The 17,523-nt window shown below is 60.1% G+C and carries 19 protein-coding genes; 14 read left to right on the top strand and 5 right to left on the bottom strand.

The window, feature by feature from the left end; translation table 11 throughout:
* The first annotated feature begins 378 nt into the window (after positions 1-378).
* The gene (gene mqo, locus ACQ4OE_RS12970) at positions 379-1,887 is read left to right on the top strand and encodes a malate dehydrogenase (quinone) (protein ID WP_430946865.1); all 1,509 of its coding nucleotides are present in this window, start codon (positions 379-381) and stop codon (positions 1,885-1,887) included.
* 67 nt (positions 1,888-1,954) lie between these two features.
* Here the strand turns inward: mqo and ACQ4OE_RS12965 are convergent, their stop codons facing one another.
* From ACQ4OE_RS12965 to ACQ4OE_RS12955, 3 genes are all read right to left on the bottom strand, one after another.
* The gene (locus ACQ4OE_RS12965) at positions 1,955-2,242 is read right to left on the bottom strand and encodes a PA4642 family protein (protein WP_201231306.1); all 288 of its coding nucleotides are present in this window, start codon (positions 2,240-2,242) and stop codon (positions 1,955-1,957) included.
* A gap of 63 nt (positions 2,243-2,305) precedes the next feature.
* Positions 2,306-2,785: a hypothetical protein gene (locus ACQ4OE_RS12960; protein ID WP_430946864.1), complete on the bottom strand. Its 480-nt coding sequence runs from the start codon at positions 2,783-2,785 to the stop codon at positions 2,306-2,308.
* A 114-nt stretch (positions 2,786-2,899) separates the two neighbouring features.
* On the bottom strand, positions 2,900-3,457 hold the full coding sequence (locus ACQ4OE_RS12955; protein ID WP_122595453.1) for a hypoxanthine-guanine phosphoribosyltransferase: 558 nt from the start codon (positions 3,455-3,457) through the stop codon (positions 2,900-2,902).
* Between the two features lie 176 nt (positions 3,458-3,633).
* Here ACQ4OE_RS12955 and upp point away from each other — a divergent pair, with 176 nt between their 5' ends.
* Positions 3,634-4,272, top strand: coding sequence for a uracil phosphoribosyltransferase (gene upp / locus ACQ4OE_RS12950; protein ID WP_007912842.1), 639 nt, complete (start codon positions 3,634-3,636; stop codon positions 4,270-4,272).
* 2 nt (positions 4,273-4,274) lie between these two features.
* Positions 4,275-5,549 carry a uracil-xanthine permease family protein gene (locus ACQ4OE_RS12945; RefSeq protein WP_008086144.1) on the top strand — a complete coding sequence of 425 codons (1,275 nt, stop codon included), beginning with the start codon at positions 4,275-4,277 and terminating at the stop codon, positions 5,547-5,549.
* Positions 5,550-5,661: 112 nt separating this feature from the next.
* On the opposite strand, the gene hemH is transcribed toward ACQ4OE_RS12945, so the two are convergent.
* A complete protein-coding gene (gene hemH, locus ACQ4OE_RS12940) occupies positions 5,662-6,687 on the bottom strand; it encodes a ferrochelatase (RefSeq protein WP_430946863.1) in 1,026 nt (341 codons plus the stop codon).
* Positions 6,688-6,700: 13 nt separating this feature from the next.
* Positions 6,701-7,603: a TIGR01777 family oxidoreductase gene (locus ACQ4OE_RS12935; RefSeq protein ID WP_430946862.1), complete on the bottom strand. Its 903-nt coding sequence runs from the start codon at positions 7,601-7,603 to the stop codon at positions 6,701-6,703.
* 197 nt (positions 7,604-7,800) lie between these two features.
* On the opposite strand from ACQ4OE_RS12935, the gene ACQ4OE_RS12930 reads away from it, so the two are divergent.
* From ACQ4OE_RS12930 to ACQ4OE_RS12880, 11 genes are all read left to right on the top strand, one after another.
* Positions 7,801-8,787, top strand: a complete 987-nt coding sequence (locus ACQ4OE_RS12930; RefSeq protein ID WP_430946861.1) for an NAD(P)/FAD-dependent oxidoreductase — start codon at positions 7,801-7,803, stop codon at positions 8,785-8,787.
* Positions 8,784-8,999 (top strand): TIGR02450 family Trp-rich protein, encoded by a 216-nt coding sequence (locus ACQ4OE_RS12925; RefSeq protein ID WP_430946860.1) that lies wholly within the window; start codon positions 8,784-8,786, stop codon positions 8,997-8,999. Before ACQ4OE_RS12930 ends, ACQ4OE_RS12925 begins: the two co-directional genes overlap by 4 nt.
* A gap of 127 nt (positions 9,000-9,126) precedes the next feature.
* A complete protein-coding gene (locus tag ACQ4OE_RS12920; RefSeq protein WP_430946859.1) occupies positions 9,127-10,089 on the top strand; it encodes a YbgA family protein in 963 nt (320 codons plus the stop codon).
* A complete protein-coding gene (locus ACQ4OE_RS12915) occupies positions 10,089-11,030 on the top strand; it encodes a MerR family transcriptional regulator (RefSeq protein WP_430946858.1) in 942 nt (313 codons plus the stop codon). Before ACQ4OE_RS12920 ends, ACQ4OE_RS12915 begins: the two co-directional genes overlap by 1 nt.
* Positions 11,031-11,046: 16 nt before the next feature.
* The gene (phrB, locus tag ACQ4OE_RS12910; protein WP_430946857.1) at positions 11,047-12,492 is read left to right on the top strand and encodes a deoxyribodipyrimidine photo-lyase; all 1,446 of its coding nucleotides are present in this window, start codon (positions 11,047-11,049) and stop codon (positions 12,490-12,492) included.
* A complete protein-coding gene (locus tag ACQ4OE_RS12905; protein WP_430946856.1) occupies positions 12,485-12,907 on the top strand; it encodes a nuclear transport factor 2 family protein in 423 nt (140 codons plus the stop codon). Before phrB ends, ACQ4OE_RS12905 begins: the two co-directional genes overlap by 8 nt.
* Complete coding sequence (locus tag ACQ4OE_RS12900) at positions 12,904-13,686, top strand: SDR family NAD(P)-dependent oxidoreductase (RefSeq protein ID WP_430946855.1); 783 nt, start codon at positions 12,904-12,906, stop codon at positions 13,684-13,686. Before ACQ4OE_RS12905 ends, ACQ4OE_RS12900 begins: the two co-directional genes overlap by 4 nt.
* Positions 13,683-14,930 carry an FAD-dependent oxidoreductase gene (locus ACQ4OE_RS12895; RefSeq protein ID WP_122595463.1) on the top strand — a complete coding sequence of 416 codons (1,248 nt, stop codon included), beginning with the start codon at positions 13,683-13,685 and terminating at the stop codon, positions 14,928-14,930. Before ACQ4OE_RS12900 ends, ACQ4OE_RS12895 begins: the two co-directional genes overlap by 4 nt.
* The gene (locus ACQ4OE_RS12890) at positions 14,927-15,742 is read left to right on the top strand and encodes a DUF1365 domain-containing protein (RefSeq protein WP_430946854.1); all 816 of its coding nucleotides are present in this window, start codon (positions 14,927-14,929) and stop codon (positions 15,740-15,742) included. Before ACQ4OE_RS12895 ends, ACQ4OE_RS12890 begins: the two co-directional genes overlap by 4 nt.
* Positions 15,729-16,994, top strand: a complete 1,266-nt coding sequence (locus ACQ4OE_RS12885) for a class I SAM-dependent methyltransferase (RefSeq protein ID WP_430946853.1) — start codon at positions 15,729-15,731, stop codon at positions 16,992-16,994. The genes ACQ4OE_RS12890 and ACQ4OE_RS12885 overlap by 14 nt, the downstream gene beginning before the upstream one ends.
* Entirely contained in the window at positions 16,987-17,478 is a 492-nt protein-coding gene (locus tag ACQ4OE_RS12880; RefSeq protein ID WP_430946852.1) for a DUF2878 domain-containing protein, read from the top strand. The genes ACQ4OE_RS12885 and ACQ4OE_RS12880 overlap by 8 nt, the downstream gene beginning before the upstream one ends.
* Positions 17,479-17,523 lie beyond the last annotated feature (45 nt).

Genomic DNA, 17,523 nt, shown 5'->3' with positions numbered 1-17,523 from the left:
GGGTTTTCACAACTTCACAAGAGTGTGGCGAGCAAATGAAAAGTTTTGCGTCTGAACATGCACCATTAGCGTCTGGAACAGCCCAACGACACAGGACCGGGTATACCTCGAATATCGGAGCCTGAAGCCTGTCCGCTACGGATTTGGTTGCACAAAAACGGATGTCTCGACCATAAGTCGAATTGCCAGCTGCGTGCTGAAATGAGTTCATGGAGCTCTTGAAAGCCAAGCCGCATACGTCCGTCGAAGTTGCGAAAAATTGCGAAGATTCGGACATGGCGAACCTGACCACGGATAGCCCGGACACCACTGACCTGTCCCGGAACGCCTGGCAGCCATGCCGACAATTTGGTGCTGCAGATTTTGGAGACGCGTTAAATGGCGCATAACGAAGCAGTCGACGTAGTTCTGGTTGGGGCCGGCATCATGAGTGCCACCCTCGCCGTTCTGCTCAAAGAGCTCGACCCCGCGATCAAGCTGGAAGTCGTCGAGCTGATGGATTCCGGTGCCGCCGAGAGTTCCAATCCGTGGAACAACGCCGGTACCGGCCACGCCGGTCTGTGCGAGCTGAACTACACGCCGCAGGCTGCCGATGGCACCGTCGACATCAAGAAAGCCGTGCACATCAACACCCAGTTCGAGGTGTCTAAGCAGTTCTGGTCGTACCTGACCAAGAAAGGCACCTTCGGCTCGTGCAAATCCTTCATCAGCCCGGTGCCGCACCTCAGCTTCGTGCAAGGTGACAGCGGCGTTTCCTTCCTCAAGGAACGTTTCGACGTCCTGCACAAGCATCACGCGTTCTCCGATATGGAGTACACCGAAGACAAGGCCAAGATGGCCGAGTGGATGCCGCTGATGATGCCGGGCCGCTCGCCGGACGAAGTTCTCGCTGCGACCCGCGTGATGAACGGCACCGACGTCAACTTCGGCGCGCTGACCAATCAGTTGCTCAAGCACCTGACCAGCGCCCCGGACACGCAAGTCAAATACTGCAAGCGCGTCACTGGCCTCAGGCGTAACGGCGCCGGCTGGACCGTCAGCATCAAAGACGTCAACAACGGCAACACCCGTGAAGTCGACGCCAAGTTCGTCTTCCTCGGCGCTGGCGGCGCGGCACTGCCGTTGCTGCAGGCTTCGGGCATCGAAGAAAGCAAAGGCTTCGGCGGCTTCCCGATCAGTGGACAGTGGCTGCGTTGCGACAACCCGGAAGTGGTCAAACAGCACCAGGCCAAGGTGTACAGCCAGGCCGCTGTAGGTTCGCCACCGATGTCGGTGCCGCACCTCGACACCCGCGTGGTCGACGGCAAGAAATCCCTGCTGTTCGGGCCATACGCCGGTTTCACTACCAAGTTCCTCAAGCACGGTTCCTTCATGGACCTGCCGCTGTCGGTTCGCGCCGGCAACATCGGGCCGATGCTGGCCGTGGCGAAAAACAACATGGACCTGACCAAGTACCTGGTCAGCGAAGTCATGCAATCGATGGAACAGCGTCTGGATTCCCTGCGCCGTTTCTACCCAGAGGCGAAAGCCGAAGACTGGCGCCTGGAAGTGGCCGGCCAACGGGTACAGATCATCAAGAAAGATCCGAAAAAGGGCGGCATCCTGCAGTTCGGTACCGAACTGGTGTCGGCGAAGGACGGTTCCCTCGCCGCCCTGCTCGGCGCTTCGCCGGGTGCGTCGGTGACCGTTTCGATCATGCTTGAGCTGATCGAGAAGTGCTTCCCGGCCAAGGCCAAAGGCGAGTGGGCCGGCAAACTGGCCGAGATTTTCCCGGCCCGTGAAAAGGTCCTGGAAACTGATGCTGCTCTGTATCGCAAGATCAACACGCAGAACAACATCGCGCTGGAACTGGTTGAAGAAAGCAGCGAGACCCCAAGCTACGCTTGATCCCGCCGCATAAAAAACGCCCCGTACTCAGTGAGTGCGGGGCGTTTTTTTATGCTTGGGAAAAGTCTCAGGTGCGGGACTTTTCGATCAGCTCGATGTATTCCGGGGCGTTGCGCTGATCGGCGATCAGATCAACGAAGGTCTTGCCCTGCTCGTCCTTGCCATCAACGTCGTAGCCAGCCTCAACGAAGAAGCCCAGAAAGCGCTCGAAGTCATCGATACGCAGGCCACGGTAAGCCTTGATCAGTTTGTGCAGCGACGGCGAAGTGGCGTCGACCGGCTCAAAATCGAGGAACAGCTTGATCTGCTCATCGCCGATCTCGTCACCAATCACTTGTTTCTTATCTTTACGCATTGCCGACTCCAGCTCGCAGACATTACACGGGGCGGGCAGTTTACCCCTGCCCGGCCGCCCGGCTCAACGCGATCGCACCGCCCCGGTGTGCAAATCGGCCCAGATATGGCCGTTGGCGTAACTGAGGAACTGCACATACACGGTGTCATTGCGCAGCAGATCGATGATCACGCGGTATTGGGCCAGCGGGTAAAACAGCGTCAGGGTTTTGTTCTTGTCGTCGTAGATCGGCTTTTTCAGGCTTTTGCTTTCGCCGTCGAAATTCACCAAGACTTGAGCGATCGTCGCGCCTTTGTTCAGGGATTTGCCCTTGAGGCGGATCAGCAGCGGTGAGGTGACCGGGATCGGTTGCTGGTTGGACTGGCGCTGCGCACCGACCACCACGGAATAATCGGTGACCTGCAGCAGTTGTTGCTGTTCAGGTTCGGCGTCGCGCACGGTCAGATCGTCGGGCGGCAGGAATTGGCTGTGCATCGGCGCGGCGGACAGCGGCAGGCTGAGGGTCAGCAACAGGGCGGCGAAGCTGCGGATCAAGAGGCGCATGACAGGCTCCGGAGGGCGGGGCCGAGCACTCTAGCATGGGTATCGCGGATGGATCAGCACACACAAAACAACTGTGGGAGCGAGCTCGCTCCCACATTTAGATCGAAGCGCGGATTACATGCCTTTAACGGCAAAGATCCCGTTGGCGTTGCGCCAGTAGCCTTTGTAGTCCATGCCGTAACCGAAGATGTAGCGGTCGATGCACGGCAGGCCGACGAAATCGGCTTTCAGGTCAGGACGTGCTTTGCGGTCGTGATCCTTGTCGATCAGCACGGCGGTGTGCACTTTGCGCGCGCCGGCGTGTTTGCAGAAGTCGATGATCGCGCCCAGGGTGTGACCTTCGTCGAGGATGTCGTCGATGATCAGCACGTCGCGGTCGATGAACGAGACTTCCGGCTTGGCTTTCCAGAACAGGTCGCCACCGCTGGTTTCGTTGCGATAACGGGTCGCGTGCAGGTACGAGGCTTCCAGCGGGAAGTGCAGATGCGTCAGCAGTTTGCCGGAGAAGATCAGACCGCCGTTCATCACACAGAACACCACCGGGTTGCTGTCAGCCAGTTGTTCGTTGATGTGTGCACCGACACGGGCGATGGCCGCTTCGACTTCAGCTTCGGTGTACAGGCAGTCAGCCTCTCGCATGACTTGACGGATATGCTCGAGATCAGCGGACATGGCGCTCTCCGGGGGGGTGGTTGGCGGGGGGTATAACCGCGAAAAGCGGGCAAAGGTACGCATCTAGCGCGGTCGAATCAAGCCTTTATGGACTAACGTACAGAATGTCCTATAGGACATCACCCTCGGATAGATTAATCTAGGCCGGTTTTTTTGCCCGCCGCCGGAGTTTTTCCATGCCCATCCTCGAGATCCGCCATCCGCTGATCCGTCATAAACTCGGCCTGATGCGCCGCGCCGATATCAGCACCAAGAACTTCCGTGAGCTCGCTCAGGAAGTCGGCGCCCTGTTGACCTATGAAGCTACAAAAGATTTGCCGCTGGAGTCCTACGATATTGCAGGCTGGTGCGGCACCGTGTCGGTCGAGAAGATCGCCGGCAAGAAGATCACCGTCGTGCCGATCCTGCGCGCCGGCATCGGCATGCTGGAAGGCGTGCTGAGCCTGATCCCGGGGGCCAAGGTTTCCGCGGTGGGCGTCGCCCGCAACGAAGAAACCCTGCAAGCGCACACCTATCTGGAAAAACTGGTTCCGGAAATCGACGAACGGTTGGCGATGATCATCGACCCGATGCTCGCCACCGGCAGCTCGATGGTTGCGACCATCGACCTGCTGAAAAAGGCAGGCTGCAAAGACATCCGCGCGATGGTGCTGGTTGCCGCGCCGGAAGGCATTGCTGCCGTCGAAAAAGCTCACCCGGACGTGACCATCTACACCGCGTCCATCGATGAGCGCTTGAACGAGCACGGCTACATCATTCCTGGACTTGGCGACGCCGGTGACAAGATCTTCGGCACCAAGCAGAAGGACGCGTAACCATGCAGCAAGAGTTCAACGATCCGCTCTGGCGCACGGTGCTGTCCGGCGCCCAGATGCTGTTCGTGGCTTTCGGCGCTTTGGTGCTGATGCCGCTGATCACGGGCCTGGACCCGAACGTGGCACTGTTTACCGCAGGTCTGGGGACGATTCTGTTCCAGATCGTCACCGGGCGTCAGGTGCCGGTGTTTCTGGCGTCGAGCTTCGCTTTCATCACCCCGATCATTCTCGCCAAGGGCCAGTTCGGCCTCGCCGCGACCATGGGCGGCGTGATGGCGGCCGGTTTCGTCTACACCTTCCTCGGCCTGGCCGTGAAGATCAAAGGCACCGGATTCATCGATCGTCTGCTGCCGCCGGTGGTGATTGGTCCGGTGATCATTTCCATTGGTCTGGCCATGGCGCCGATTGCCGCGAACATGGCGATGGGCAAGGCTGGCGACGGTTCCGAATTGATCCACTACCAGACCGCGATGCTGATCTCGATGCCAGCGCTGCTGACCACGTTGATCGTGGCGGTGTTCGGCAAAGGCATCTTCCGTCTGGTGCCGATCATCTCCGGCGTACTGGTCGGGTTTGCCATGTCGTTCTATTTCGGCGTGGTCGACACCGCGAAGATTGCCGCTGCGCCCTGGTTTGCGATTCCGCACTTCACCGCGCCGGAGTTCAACTGGCAGGCGATTCTGTTCATCGTTCCGGTGGCACTGGCTCCGGCCATCGAGCACATCGGCGGCGTGATTGCCGTGGGTAGCGTGACCGGTCGTGATTACCTGAAGAAGCCGGGCCTGCATCGCACCCTGCTCGGTGACGGCATTGCTACCACCGCTGCCGGCCTGTTCGGCGGCCCGCCAAACACGACCTACGCCGAAGTGACTGGGGCAGTGATGCTGACCAAGAACTACAACCCGAAAATCATGACCTGGGCGGCGGTTTTCGCCATCACCCTGGCGTTCATCGGCAAGTTCGGCGCGCTGCTGCAAAGCATTCCGGTGCCGGTGATGGGCGGGATTCTGTGCCTGCTGTTCGGTTCGATCGCGGCGGTGGGGATGAACACCCTGATCCGTCACAAGATCGATTTGGGCGAAGCGCGCAATCTGGTGATCGTCTCGGTGACGTTGGTGTTCGGGATTGGCGGTGTGCTGGTCGGCACCGGCACCGGTCCAGACGACTTCGGCCTCAAAGGCATCGCGCTGTGCGCGGTGGTAGCGATTGCGCTGAACCTGATTCTGCCGGGCAATGACGGCTGGAAGAACAAGAAGGCGGATGAGCCGCTGATCTAAAGCCTGAGTGATCGTTCCCACGCTCTGCGTGGGAACGCCTCTAGGGACGCTCCGCGTCCAGTGACGCGGAGCGTCACGGGCTGCATTCCCACGCAGAGCGTGGGAACGATCATCACAACGCCAGCGGTGCTCGTTCGCAGAGAGTCGCCAAGGCTTTCGCCCAATGCGGGTCGTCATTCAGGCACGGCACCAGCACCAATTCCTCGCCCCCCGCTTCGCGGAACTGTTCCTTGCCGCGATCACCAATCTCTTCCAGTGTCTCGATGCAATCGGCAACAAACGCCGGGCACATCACCAGCAACTTCTTCACACCGCTTTTACCCAGCTCATCCAGCCGCGCTTCGGTGTACGGTTCGATCCATTTCGCCCGGCCCAAGCGTGATTGAAACGACACCGACCACTTGCCATCCGGCAGGCCCATGCGCTCAGCGAACAGCGCCGCCGTGCGCAGGCATTGCGCGCGATAACAGGTCGCCATGACCGCAGGCGAGGCGTTCTTGCAGCAATCCTCGTTCTTGAAACAATGATTGCCGGTCGGATCAAGCTTGGTCAGATGCCGCTCAGGCAAGCCGTGGAAGCTCAGCAGCAAGTGATCGTAATCCTGCTGCAAATGCGGCTTGGCGCTTTCAACCAGCGCTTCAAGGTATTCCGGCTGATCGTAGAACGGTTGCAGTACCGACAATTGCACGCTGAGCTTCTTCTCGCGGATCACCCGTTTGGCTTCTTCGATCACCGTGGTCGTGGTGCTGTCGGCGAACTGTGGATAAAGCGGCGCGAGCGTAATGCGCTTGTGCCCCGCCGCGACCAGTTTGAGCAAGCAGGTTTCAATCGATGGCTCGCCGTAACGCATCGCCAGTTCTACCGGGCCCTGGGTCCACTGCGCTTTCATCTGCTGTTGCAGACGACGGCTGAGCACCACCAGCGGCGAGCCCTCCTCCCACCAGATCGACGCATAGGCGTGGGCCGATTGCTCCGGGCGCTTGATCAGGATCAACGACACCAATAGCCGCCGCACCGGCCATGGCAGGTCGATCACGTACGGGTCCATCAGAAATTGATTGAGGTAGCTGCGCACGTCGGCCACCGAGGTGGAGGCCGGGGAACCCAGGTTGACCAGAAGCAAAGCGTGATCGGTCATGCAACGTCCTATTTCAGAGGCGGCTGGAGAGATCGTCCAGGGCCGCGCGTAAATCCGTGAACTGGAAAGTGAAACCCGCTTCCAGCAAGCGTGCCGGCAGAGCCTTTTGACCGCCGAGCAACAACAAAGACATCTCGCCGAGGCCGACCTTCAGCGCCAGGGTCGGCATCGGCATGAACGCCGGGCGGTGCAGAACGCTGCCCAGCGTCTTGGCAAATTCGCGATTGCGCACAGGGTGCGGCGCGCACGCATTATAAGGACCAGTGGCTTGCTCGCGGTGCAGAAGAAAATCAATCAGGGCGATTTGATCGTTGATATGAATCCACGGCATCCACTGCCGGCCATTGCCCAAAGGCCCGCCCAGACCGAGCTTGAACGGCAGCAACAACCGCGACAAAAAGCCGCCCTCGGCCGACAGCACCAACCCGGTTCGCACCAGCACCACACGAACGCCTTGACCCTCGGCACGTTGCGCGGTTTCTTCCCAGGCGATGCACAACTGACTGGCGAAATCGTCGATTACTGGCGGCGATTCTTCTGTGAGTTCGCGCTCACCGCCATCGCCGTACCAACCGATCGCCGAACCGGAAATCAGCAGTGCCGGTTTCTGTGATCGGGTTTCCAGCCACGCCAGCAAGGACTCCGTCAGGGTGATGCGGCTGCTCCACAACAACGCTTTGCGTCGATGGGTCCACGGCCGATCGGCAATCGGTGCGCCCGCCAGATTGACGATCGCGTCCACGGGCTCGTCGCCCAAGTCTTCAAGACGGGCAATACCGCGCACTTGCGCGCCGCAAATCTTTGCGACTTTCTCCGGTTTACGGCTCCACACCGTCAGCCGATGCCCCTGCCCTGACCAGTGTCGGCAGAGCTGACGTCCGATCAAACCAGTACCGCCGGTCAGCAATATGTGCATGACATCTTCCTCGCGTGGCGTTTAACCCGGATCACTAGTCTATTTTTAAAAGCAGGGATCTTTTCTATCGGGCAGGCTCTATTGTTTAACCATAGGCCAAGCTGTCAGAACGAGAACGCTAGAAGTTATACCAAAAAACAAAATTGTACAGGTTTCATCCACGGCGTAGTCTGTACAGAAAGGTAAACGAGGCCCCTATGACTGTACCTATCGCAATCATCGGCACCGGCATCGCCGGGCTCTCCGCCGCCCAGGCTTTGACAGAGACCGGGCATACCGTGCAACTGTTCGATAAAAGCCGCGGCAGCGGCGGGCGCATGTCGAGCAAGCGCAGCGACGCCGGCTCGCTGGACATGGGCGCGCAATATTTCACCGCCCGCGACCGCCGCTTCGTCACCGAGGTGCAGCGTTGGCAAAGTCAGGGCTGGGTCGCCGAGTGGACGCCGCAGCTCTACACCTATCAGGGCGGGCAACTGAACCTGTCGCCGGACGAGCAGACCCGCTGGGTCGGTGCGCCGCGCATGAGCGCCATCACCCGTGGCTTGCTCGATGGCCTGGAAGTGCATTTCGCCTGTCGCATCACCGAAGTGTTTCGCGGTGAAGAGCATTGGCACCTGCAGGACGCCGAGGGCTTCACGCATGGTCCCTTCAGCCACGTCGTGATCGCCACACCCGCGCCGCAAGCCACTGCACTGCTGGCCGCCGCACCGAAACTCGCCGGTGCCGCCGCCGGGGTGAAAATGGACCCGACCTGGGCCGTTGCCCTCGCTTTCGAAACACCACTGGATACGCCAATCGAAGGCTGCTTCGTGCAGGACAGCCCACTCGACTGGCTGGCGCGCAACCGCAGTAAACCGGGGCGCGACAACACCCTCGACACCTGGGTGCTGCACGCCACCAGCGCGTGGAGCCGGCAACACATCGACCTGTCCAAGGAAGCGGTGATCGAGCATCTGCACGGCGCGTTCGCCGAATTGCTGCACAGCGCGATGCCGGCGCCAAGCTTCAGCCTCGCCCACCGCTGGCTCTATGCGCGACCCGCGACGGGCCACGAATGGGGCACGCTGGCCGATGCCGATCTAGGCTTGTATGCCTGTGGCGACTGGTGCCTGTCGGGGCGCGTGGAGGGTGCCTGGCTGAGTGGTCAGGAGGCTGCGCGTCGTTTGCACGAACACCTGCAATGAACCGCATCAATCCGCGCAAATTGCTGCTGTCGAAATGGACAGCAGCCCTCCCGCAGAATCGCGAAAAGCACTTTCTGGTCACCGAGCTGTTCCGAGATGAGGAAGGCACGGTGCTGGAAGTCGAATTGCAGGCGGTGCTGACCAAACGTGCTGAACGGCTTGATTGGCAGATTCTCAAGAACAGCGAGCACTGGTTATTGGGTTGGCAATAAACCCTACAGAGATCGCATCCCAATTCAAAAAGTTATACAAAAAATTTGACTTGTACACCTTTGAATCTATGCTAAGCCAATGTTGTACAGAGATTGCACTCTGTACAGGTTTAGATTCGAGGTGCCTATGCTTGCCCTGCCTGCCGCCAAACCGAAAATCGCCATCAGCGCCTGTCTGTTGGGTGCCGAAGTGCGCTACAACGGCGGGCACAAGGAATCGCGCCTGTGCAGCCGTACCCTCACTGAATATTTCGAATTTGCTCCGGTCTGCCCGGAAGTCGCGATTGGCTTGGGCATTCCACGAGAGCCGATCCGCCTCGTCGGTCATCCCGACCATCCGCAAGCCATCGGCACGGTCAATCCGTCGATCAACGTCACTCAGCCACTGGCTGAATATGGCGAAAAAATGGCCGGTGAACTCAATGACATCTGCGGCTACATCTTCATGCAGCAATCGCCGTCCTGCGGGCTGGAACGGGTCAAGGTCTACCACGCCAACGGCGCCCCGGTGAATGGCGGCGGGCGCGGAATTTATGCTGAAGCCTTCTGTGCCCGACACCCGGACTTGCCAGTTGAAGAAGCCGGGCGCCTCAACGATCCGGTGCTGCGGGAGAACTTCATCACCCGCGTGCTGGCCTACAGCGCTTGGCAGCAAGTGCTTGCCAACGGCTTGAGCCGCCGTGCCCTCACCGAATTCCATTCGCGCTACAAGTACCAACTGATGGCGCACAACCCGCTGCAATACAAAGCGCTGGGCAAACTGCTGGGCAATATGGCGCATACCGATCCCAACGAACTCGGCCCGCGCTATTTCAGCGAGCTGATGGCGGCGTTGAAAAAATGCGCCACTCGCGGCACTCACTGCAACGTGCTGCTGCACATCAGCGGCTATCTGAAACAAGTGATCAGCGCCGACGACAAACAGGAAATGGTCCACGTCATCGACCAGTACCGCCAAGGCATCGTGCCGCTGGTGGTGCCGTTGACGCTGCTCAAGCATCACTTTCGCCAACACCCCGATCCGTACATCGCGCAACAGGTTTACCTGCAACCGCATCCGGAAAACCTCAGCCTGCGAAACGCCATCTGATGAACGACAAACTCGACTCCAGCGCCCAGGAAGACCTCGGCGCCGATTTCAAGAAAGCCCTCGACGACGGTTGGCTGCCGATCCGCGAAGTCGCGCGGCAGACCGGCGTCAACGCGATCACCCTGCGGGCGTGGGAACGCCGCTACGGGCTGATCGTGCCGCAACGCACGCCCAAGGGCCATCGGCTATATTCGGCGGAACATGTGCAGCGCATTCTGGCGATCCTCACCTGGCTCAACCGTGGCGTCGCGGTGAGTCAGGTCAAGCCGCTGCTCGACACCCCGCAAGCCTTCAATGAATCGGTGGAAAACGATTGGCAGCGCCTGCGCCAGACACTGCTCGGCGCCGTCACTCAACTCAACGAACGCAACCTCGACGACAGTGTCAATCAAGCGATGGCGCTCTACCCGCCGCGCACCTTGTGCGAGCAATTGCTCATGCCGCTGCTCAGTGAACTGGAGCAGCGCTGGCAAGGCCAGTTCGGTGCGCAGATGGAGCGGGTGTTCTTTTTTTCCTGGTTGCGCAGCAAATTCGGCGCACGCATCTACCATAACAACCGTCAGTTGCACGCTGCGCCCTTGCTGTTGATCAACCACTCCGACCTGACACTGGAACCTCATCTGTGGCTATGCGCGTGGCTGATCAGCAGCGCCGATTGCCCGGTGCAAGTGTTCGACTGGCCGCTGCCGGCCGGTGAACTGGCGCTGACCGTCGAACACCTGCAGGCCCGTGGCGTACTGCTGTATTCCAGCAAAGCCATGAACCTTGCGCAGTTGCCGAAGCTGCTGAATGGCGTCAGTTGTCCAAAAATGATTGTCGGACCAACGGTATGCATCCACCACGCCGAGTTGTCCGTAAGAACTACCGAGATCGCTGATACGTTCCTGGCTGAAGATCTGCTTTCAGCGCACCAGGCACTCGTTCAGCGTGGGCTGATTTAATGATGGATTTACGCTCATGCAATTGATCTGGCTGCGCAGCGACTTGCGCCAACTCGACAACACCGCCCTAGCGGCCGCCGCAGCTCGCGGCCCGACCGTGGCCGTGTACTTGTTGAGCCCGCAGCAGTGGCTGGAACATGATGACGCCGCGTGCAAAGTCGATTTCTGGCTGCGCAATCTCAATGAGCTGAGCAACAGCCTCGGCGAACTGCACATTCCCTTGTTGATCCGCACCGCCAATCACTGGGATCAGGCCCCGGCGGAATTGCTCAAGCTGTGCCGGCAATTGAAGATCGAAGCGGTTCACGTCAACGAAGAATATGGCGTCCACGAAAGCCGTCGCGATGCGGCGGTGGCCGAAACCCTGCAGGCCGAGGGCATCGACTTTTACAGCTACCTCGATCAATTGCTGTTCAAGCCCGGCACCGTGCTGACCAAGACCGGCACCTACTTCAAGGTGTTCAGTCAATTCCGAAAGGTCTGCTACGAGCGTCTGCACCGCTCGATGCCGGCATTGGTCAAAGCCCCCGGCAAACAGGCAAAACTGGCGATCGATAGCGATCCGATTCCGGCTTCTGTCAAAGGCTTCGCCACCCCGAGCGAATCCCTTCAAGCGCTTTGGCCGGCCGGCGAGCAAGAAGCCCGACGCCGCCTCGATACGTTCACCGACGCGCAAATCGATTACTACCAAAGCGAACGCGACTTCCCGGCGAAACCCGGCACCAGTCAGCTCTCGGCGTATCTGGCGGCGGGCGTGATTTCGCCGCGCCAATGCCTGCACGCGGCGTTGCAAAGCAATCAGGGCGAATTCGAGAGCGGCAAGGTCGGCGCCGTCACCTGGATCAACGAACTGCTGTGGCGCGAGTTCTACAAACACATTCTGGTCGGCTATCCACGGGTTTCGCGCCACCGCGCCTTCCGCCCGGAAACCGAAGCGCTGGCCTGGCGTGACGCGCCGGAAGATCTCGCCGCTTGGCAGGAAGCGCGCACCGGTCTGCCGATCATCGACGCGGCGATGCGCCAACTGCTCGAAACCGGCTGGATGCACAACCGTCTGCGCATGGTGGTGGCGATGTTCCTGACCAAGAACCTGTTGATCGATTGGCGCGAGGGCGAACGCTTCTTCATGCGTCACCTGATCGACGGCGACCTGGCAGCGAACAACGGCGGCTGGCAGTGGAGTTCATCGACCGGCACTGATTCGGCGCCGTACTTCCGCATTTTCAATCCGTTGAGCCAGTCGGAAAAATTCGACAGCGAAGGCCTGTTCATCAAGCACTGGCTGCCGGAACTGGCCGGGCTTAACAAAAAGGAAATACACAATCCGGCGCATCTTGGCGGACTGTTTGGCGTCGCCGATTATCCGTCGCCGATCGTTAACCTCAGCGCCTCGCGTGATCGTGCCCTCACCGCATTCAAGAACCTGCCCTCGCGCACGACGATGGGAGATGGCGATGAGTGAATTCCTGCGCCGCTTTGCCCGCCAGTTTGGCGAGTTGAACAAAGACAACCTGCATCGGCTGGGCGAGCTGTACAGCGAGGACATTCATTTCACCGACCCGCTGCACGAGGTGCAAGGGCTGGGGCAGTTACGTGGTTACTTTGAACAGTTGTATGCCAATGTCAGCGAGCTGCGTTTCGACTTTCACGGCTTCGACCAGATCACCGAAGGCGAAGGCTACCTGCGTTGGGTCATGAGTTACAGACACCCGCGCCTGGCGGGTGGCCAGGTGATTCGCGTCAGCGGTTGCTCGCATCTGCTCTGGCGCGACAAGGTTTATCGCCACCGGGATTACTTCGATGCCGGGGCGTTGTTGTATGAGCATGTACCCGTATTGGGCCGGGTGATCACTTGGCTAAAAAGGAGAATGGGATGAGTCGTACACCTCCACGGCGTTATTGGTTGACCGGGGCCAGCACTGGCATCGGCGCAGCCTTGGCTGAAGAGATTCTGAAATCCGGCGCACACCTGGCGGTGAGTTCGCGCTCGGTCGCGGCGCTCAAAGTCTTGTCGCAACGCTACCCCGGACAGGTATTGGTGGTGCCGGGAGATTTGACCAACAGCCAGACCGTGCGCGAAATCGGCGAGCAGATCGCTGAAGTCTGGGGCTCGCTCGACTCGGTGATTCTCAACGCCGGCACCTGTGAATACGTTGATGCCAAGCAGTTCGACGCCTCGATCATCGAGCACGTGGTGCGCACCAATCTGCTCGCCAGCAGCTATTGCATCGAAGCCGCCCTGCCGTTGCTGCGCAAAGGCACCGCACCGCACCTGATCGGCGTGGCCAGTTCGGTGACCTACCTGCCGCTGCCACGGGCCGAAGCCTATGGCGCGTCGAAGGCTGGACTACGTTACCTGTTCGAATCGCTGCGCATCGATCTGGCGGATGAAGGCATTGAAGTCACCATCGTCAGCCCCGGTTTCGTCGAAACGCCGCTGACCGCCAAGAACGATTTCCCGATGCCGCTCAGTTGGCCTGCGGATAAAGCGGCGCGACATGTCTTCGCCAAACTCAAGGACCGGCCATTGGAAATCGCCTTTCCGGCGTTGTTCATGGCGGCGCTGTGGCCACTGTCGAAACTCCCCGCCAGTCTGCAACTGGCGATTGGCAAGCGCATGGTGCGCAAGTCACCACCGCTGCGGGATCCAGCATGAAAATCGCTATCGTCGGCAGCGGGATCGCCGGGCTGACCTGCGCCCACCTGCTCAATCGCCGACATGACGTGCACGTGTTCGAGGCCAGCGACTGGGTCGGCGGCCACACGCATACGGTGGACGTAACGGTCGACGGTCGTCAGTACGCGGTGGACACCGGCTTCATCGTGTTCAACGATTGGACCTACCCGAACTTCATTCGCCTGCTCGGTCAGCTCGGCGTGCCGTTCAAACCGACGGAAATGAGTTTTTCCGTGACCGATCCGGACACCGGCCTGGAATACAACGGCAACAACCTCAACAGCCTGTTCGCCCAGCGCAGCAATCTGTTCTCGCCGGGGTTTTGGGGCATGTTGCGCGACATTCTGCGCTTCAACAAAGAAGCCCAGCGCGACCTCGCCGAACTGCGCATCTCCAGCGACATGACCCTCGACGATTACCTGAAAGCAGGCAACTACGGCGAGCGCTTCATCCTGCACTACATCGTGCCGATGGGCGCGGCGATCTGGTCGATGCCGATGGCCGAGATGCTCAAATTCCCCCTGCAGTTCTTTGTGCGCTTCTTCAAGAACCATGGGTTGTTGTCGGTCAGCGATCGCCCGCAATGGCAAGTGATCGAGGGCGGTTCCAGCGCCTACATCGCGCCATTGACCGCTTCATTCAAAGACAAGATCCGCCTCAACTGTCCGGTCAACCGAGTGGATCGCGACGTACACGGTGTGGTTATCCACAGCCCGGCGGGCATCGAGCATTTCGATCAGGTGGTCTTCGCCTGTCACAGCGATCAGGCTCTGCAGTTGCTGGCCGAGCCGAGCGATGCCGAACGGGAAATCCTCGGTGCCCTGCCCTACGCCGACAACGAAGTGGTGCTGCACACCGACACGCGTTTGCTGCCGACGCGCAAACTGGCGTGGGCGAGCTGGAACTATCGCCTCAGCGGCGCTGGCCACACCCATGCTGCCGTGACGTACGACATGAACATCCTGCAAGGCATTCAGAGCGACACCACGTTCTGCGTCAGCCTCAATCAAAGCGCCGGCATCAGCCCGGACAAGGTGCTCGCGAAATTCACCTACGCCCATCCGCAATACAGCCTCACGGCGGTGGCGGCGCAGAATCGCTGGGCGGAACTCGACGGTGCGCTGCACACGCATTATTGCGGCGCCTATTGGGCCAACGGTTTCCATGAGGACGGCGTGGTCAGCGCTTTGCGTGTGGCCGCCGCATTCGGGGAAACCCTATGAACAGCGCCCTCTACAGCGGCTGGATCGGCCATCGGCGTTTCTCGCCGCGCAAGCATGAATTCCGCTACAAGATCGGTTTGCTCTATCTCGATCTCAGCGAGCAGGACGCCGTGCTGGCGCTGTCGCCACTGGCGGGGCGCAGTCGTTTTGCGCCGTTCTCGTTTCGCGAAACCGATTACCTGAAGCGTTTTACCGGTCGCGGCGTGCGCCTGATCGATGCCGTGCGCCAGCAGGTCGGCATTGCCATTGGCCATGAGCCGCAAGGCTCGGTGTGTCTGCTGACCCAGGCGCGCAGTTGGGGCTTGTCGTTCAACCCGGTGAGTTTCTTTTATTGCCATGAAGCCGACGGCCAACTGGCAGCGATTGTCTGCGAAGTCACCAACACACCGTGGCGCGAGCGGTACCACTATGTGTTGCCCGCGCGCACGCCAGTCGATCTGCGGGATTTCCATCAGCATTTTGCCGTGGCCAAGGCTTTTCACGTGTCGCCGTTTCTGCCGCGCGATCTCGAATACCGCATGAGCTTCAGCCCCGCCGCGAAAAACCTCGGCGTGCACATGGCCGACTGGCAGGGCGAGCACAAACTGTTCGACGCGACGCTCAATCTGCAACGCGAAGCCCTCGACCGCCACAGCCTGCATCGCTACCTGAAACGCTTTCCGTGGATGACCGCGAAAACTGCTTTGGCCATCTACTGGCAGGCGTTGCGGCTGTTGCTCAAGCGCGCGCCGATCTTTGCTCATCAGGCTGCCGACGGCAGCTTTCAAACCGCCACTGTGCCTCCCAAGGAGCACCGCCATGAAATCCTCTAGCCTGTCGGTCAGTCGGCTCAGCACAAACGGTTTGACCGGTTCGCTGCTGCGCCGTGGCGTATTGCGTCAATTGGGTCAGCTCAAACACGGGCAGCTGCTGGTGGTCGAGGATGGCGAACGTCTGATGTTCGGCACGCCCGGCAGCCCCTTGCTCGGGGAAATCCATGTGCTCGATTCGGCGGTCTGGGGCATGGTTGCCAGCAACGGCTCGATCGGCGCGGGCGAGGCGTTTATTCACGGTTATTGGAGTTCGCCGGATCTGACGGCGGTGGTGCGCGTGTTCGTCAGCAACCTCGACGTACTCGATGCGATGGAGGGCGGCCTGGCTCGCCTTAGCCGGCCGTTGGTGCAGGGCCTGCACTGGCTCAACCGCAATACGCGTAAGGGTTCGCAGAAGAACATCGCTGCGCATTACGACCTCGGCAATGACCTGTTCGAGCAGTTTCTCGACCCGACCATGATGTATTCGGCGGCGCAGTTCCTCACGCCCGAAGACACCCTTGAACAGGCGCAACTGAACAAACTCGAACGCATCTGCCAGAAACTCGTACTCAAGCCCAGCGACCATCTGCTCGAGATCGGCACCGGTTGGGGCAGCATGGCGCTGTACGCCGCACAGAATTACGGTTGCCGCGTCACCACCACGACGCTATCCAAAGAGCAGTACGCGTTTACCGCCAAGCGCATCGAACAACTTGGCTTGCAGGATCAAGTGACGCTGCTGCTCAAGGATTACCGCGACCTCACCGGCGAGTACGACAAACTGGTCTCCATCGAGATGATCGAAGCGGTGGGCCATCGCTTCCTGCCGACTTACTTCAAACAATGCGCGCAGCTGCTCAAGAGCAACGGCCTGATGCTGATCCAGGCGATCACCATCCGCGAGCAACGCTATGAGCAAGCCAAGCGCGGCGTCGACTTCATCCAGCGCTACATCTTCCCCGGCGGCGCCCTGCCCTGCGTGCAGAAAATGCTTGAGGTCGTTGGCCGCGACACCGACATGAACCTGCTGCACATGGAAGATTTCGGCCTGCATTACGCCAAGACCCTGCGCCTGTGGCACGAGAACTTTCGCCGCGCCCATAGCCGTTTGACCGAGTTGGGCTATGACGATTATTTCCTGCGGCTGTGGGAGTTTTACCTGTGTTACTGCGAGGGCGGCTTCCTCGAACGCACCATCGGCACCGCGCAATTGTTGTTGGCCAAACCGGCAGCGATGAACGCGCCGCTGCTTGGCCGCTTCGATGCTTGAGCGTGTCGCCAATGCCGTGTTGTTCCAGCTCGGCTGGCTGACCTGCGTGCTCGGCGGCAACAGTTTGTGGTTGCTGGTGGCACTGGCAGTGCTGGTGGTGCATTTGAGCTGGATCAGCAGTTGGGCGGCTGAGGGGCGTTTGATTCTCAGCGTGGTGATTGTCGGTACAGCGGTGGACAGCGTTTTGCGCGGCCTCGGTGTGTTCGAATTCCGCGATCAGTCGCCGCTGATTCCGCTGTGGCTGATGCTGCTGTGGGCGTTGCTGGCGACCACGTTGCGGCATTGCCTGCAATGGACTGCGCGGCCCTGGTGGCTGGCCAGTGCGCTGGGGGCGGTTGGCGGGGCGATGTCGTATTACGGCGGCGGGCAGTTGGCCGGCGTGCAATTTCCCTACGGCGAATTAGCCACGCTGATCGGCATCGGCCTGCTCTGGGCGCTGCTGTTTCCGCTGTTGCACTTGATGGCGCGGCGGCTGGCTGGCTGAGCGTCCGTCAGACCTTTCACACCCACCCCGACGACTGCCTTACAC

This window comes from Pseudomonas sp. WC2 (assembly GCF_050586545.1).
GTDB lineage: Bacteria > Pseudomonadota > Gammaproteobacteria > Pseudomonadales > Pseudomonadaceae > Aquipseudomonas.
This window is presented reverse-complemented; position numbering and strand designations above follow the sequence as displayed.

What these genes read in the sequence shown, in the direction of transcription:
- ACQ4OE_RS12930 (WP_430946861.1), top strand. Translation starts at nt 7,801, where the DNA reads ATGACTGTACCTATCGCAATCATCGGCACCGGCATCGCCGGGCTCTCC.
- ACQ4OE_RS12915 (WP_430946858.1), top strand. Translation starts at nt 10,089, where the DNA reads ATGAACGACAAACTCGACTCCAGCGCCCAGGAAGACCTCGGCGCCGAT.
- ACQ4OE_RS12925 (WP_430946860.1), top strand. Translation starts at nt 8,784, where the DNA reads ATGAACCGCATCAATCCGCGCAAATTGCTGCTGTCGAAATGGACAGCA.
- ACQ4OE_RS12890 (WP_430946854.1), top strand. Translation starts at nt 14,927, where the DNA reads ATGAACAGCGCCCTCTACAGCGGCTGGATCGGCCATCGGCGTTTCTCG.
- ACQ4OE_RS12895 (WP_122595463.1), top strand. Translation starts at nt 13,683, where the DNA reads ATGAAAATCGCTATCGTCGGCAGCGGGATCGCCGGGCTGACCTGCGCC.
- phrB (WP_430946857.1), top strand. Translation starts at nt 11,047, where the DNA reads ATGCAATTGATCTGGCTGCGCAGCGACTTGCGCCAACTCGACAACACC.
- ACQ4OE_RS12955 (WP_122595453.1), bottom strand. Translation starts at nt 3,457, where the DNA reads ATGTCCGCTGATCTCGAGCATATCCGTCAAGTCATGCGAGAGGCTGAC.
- ACQ4OE_RS12965 (WP_201231306.1), bottom strand. Translation starts at nt 2,242, where the DNA reads ATGCGTAAAGATAAGAAACAAGTGATTGGTGACGAGATCGGCGATGAG.
- ACQ4OE_RS12935 (WP_430946862.1), bottom strand. Translation starts at nt 7,603, where the DNA reads ATGCACATATTGCTGACCGGCGGTACTGGTTTGATCGGACGTCAGCTC.
- mqo (WP_430946865.1), top strand. Translation starts at nt 379, where the DNA reads ATGGCGCATAACGAAGCAGTCGACGTAGTTCTGGTTGGGGCCGGCATC.
- upp (WP_007912842.1), top strand. Translation starts at nt 3,634, where the DNA reads ATGCCCATCCTCGAGATCCGCCATCCGCTGATCCGTCATAAACTCGGC.
- hemH (WP_430946863.1), bottom strand. Translation starts at nt 6,687, where the DNA reads ATGACCGATCACGCTTTGCTTCTGGTCAACCTGGGTTCCCCGGCCTCC.
- ACQ4OE_RS12900 (WP_430946855.1), top strand. Translation starts at nt 12,904, where the DNA reads ATGAGTCGTACACCTCCACGGCGTTATTGGTTGACCGGGGCCAGCACT.
- ACQ4OE_RS12920 (WP_430946859.1), top strand. Translation starts at nt 9,127, where the DNA reads ATGCTTGCCCTGCCTGCCGCCAAACCGAAAATCGCCATCAGCGCCTGT.
- ACQ4OE_RS12945 (WP_008086144.1), top strand. Translation starts at nt 4,275, where the DNA reads ATGCAGCAAGAGTTCAACGATCCGCTCTGGCGCACGGTGCTGTCCGGC.
- ACQ4OE_RS12880 (WP_430946852.1), top strand. Translation starts at nt 16,987, where the DNA reads ATGCTTGAGCGTGTCGCCAATGCCGTGTTGTTCCAGCTCGGCTGGCTG.
- ACQ4OE_RS12885 (WP_430946853.1), top strand. Translation starts at nt 15,729, where the DNA reads ATGAAATCCTCTAGCCTGTCGGTCAGTCGGCTCAGCACAAACGGTTTG.
- ACQ4OE_RS12960 (WP_430946864.1), bottom strand. Translation starts at nt 2,785, where the DNA reads ATGCGCCTCTTGATCCGCAGCTTCGCCGCCCTGTTGCTGACCCTCAGC.
- ACQ4OE_RS12905 (WP_430946856.1), top strand. Translation starts at nt 12,485, where the DNA reads ATGAGTGAATTCCTGCGCCGCTTTGCCCGCCAGTTTGGCGAGTTGAAC.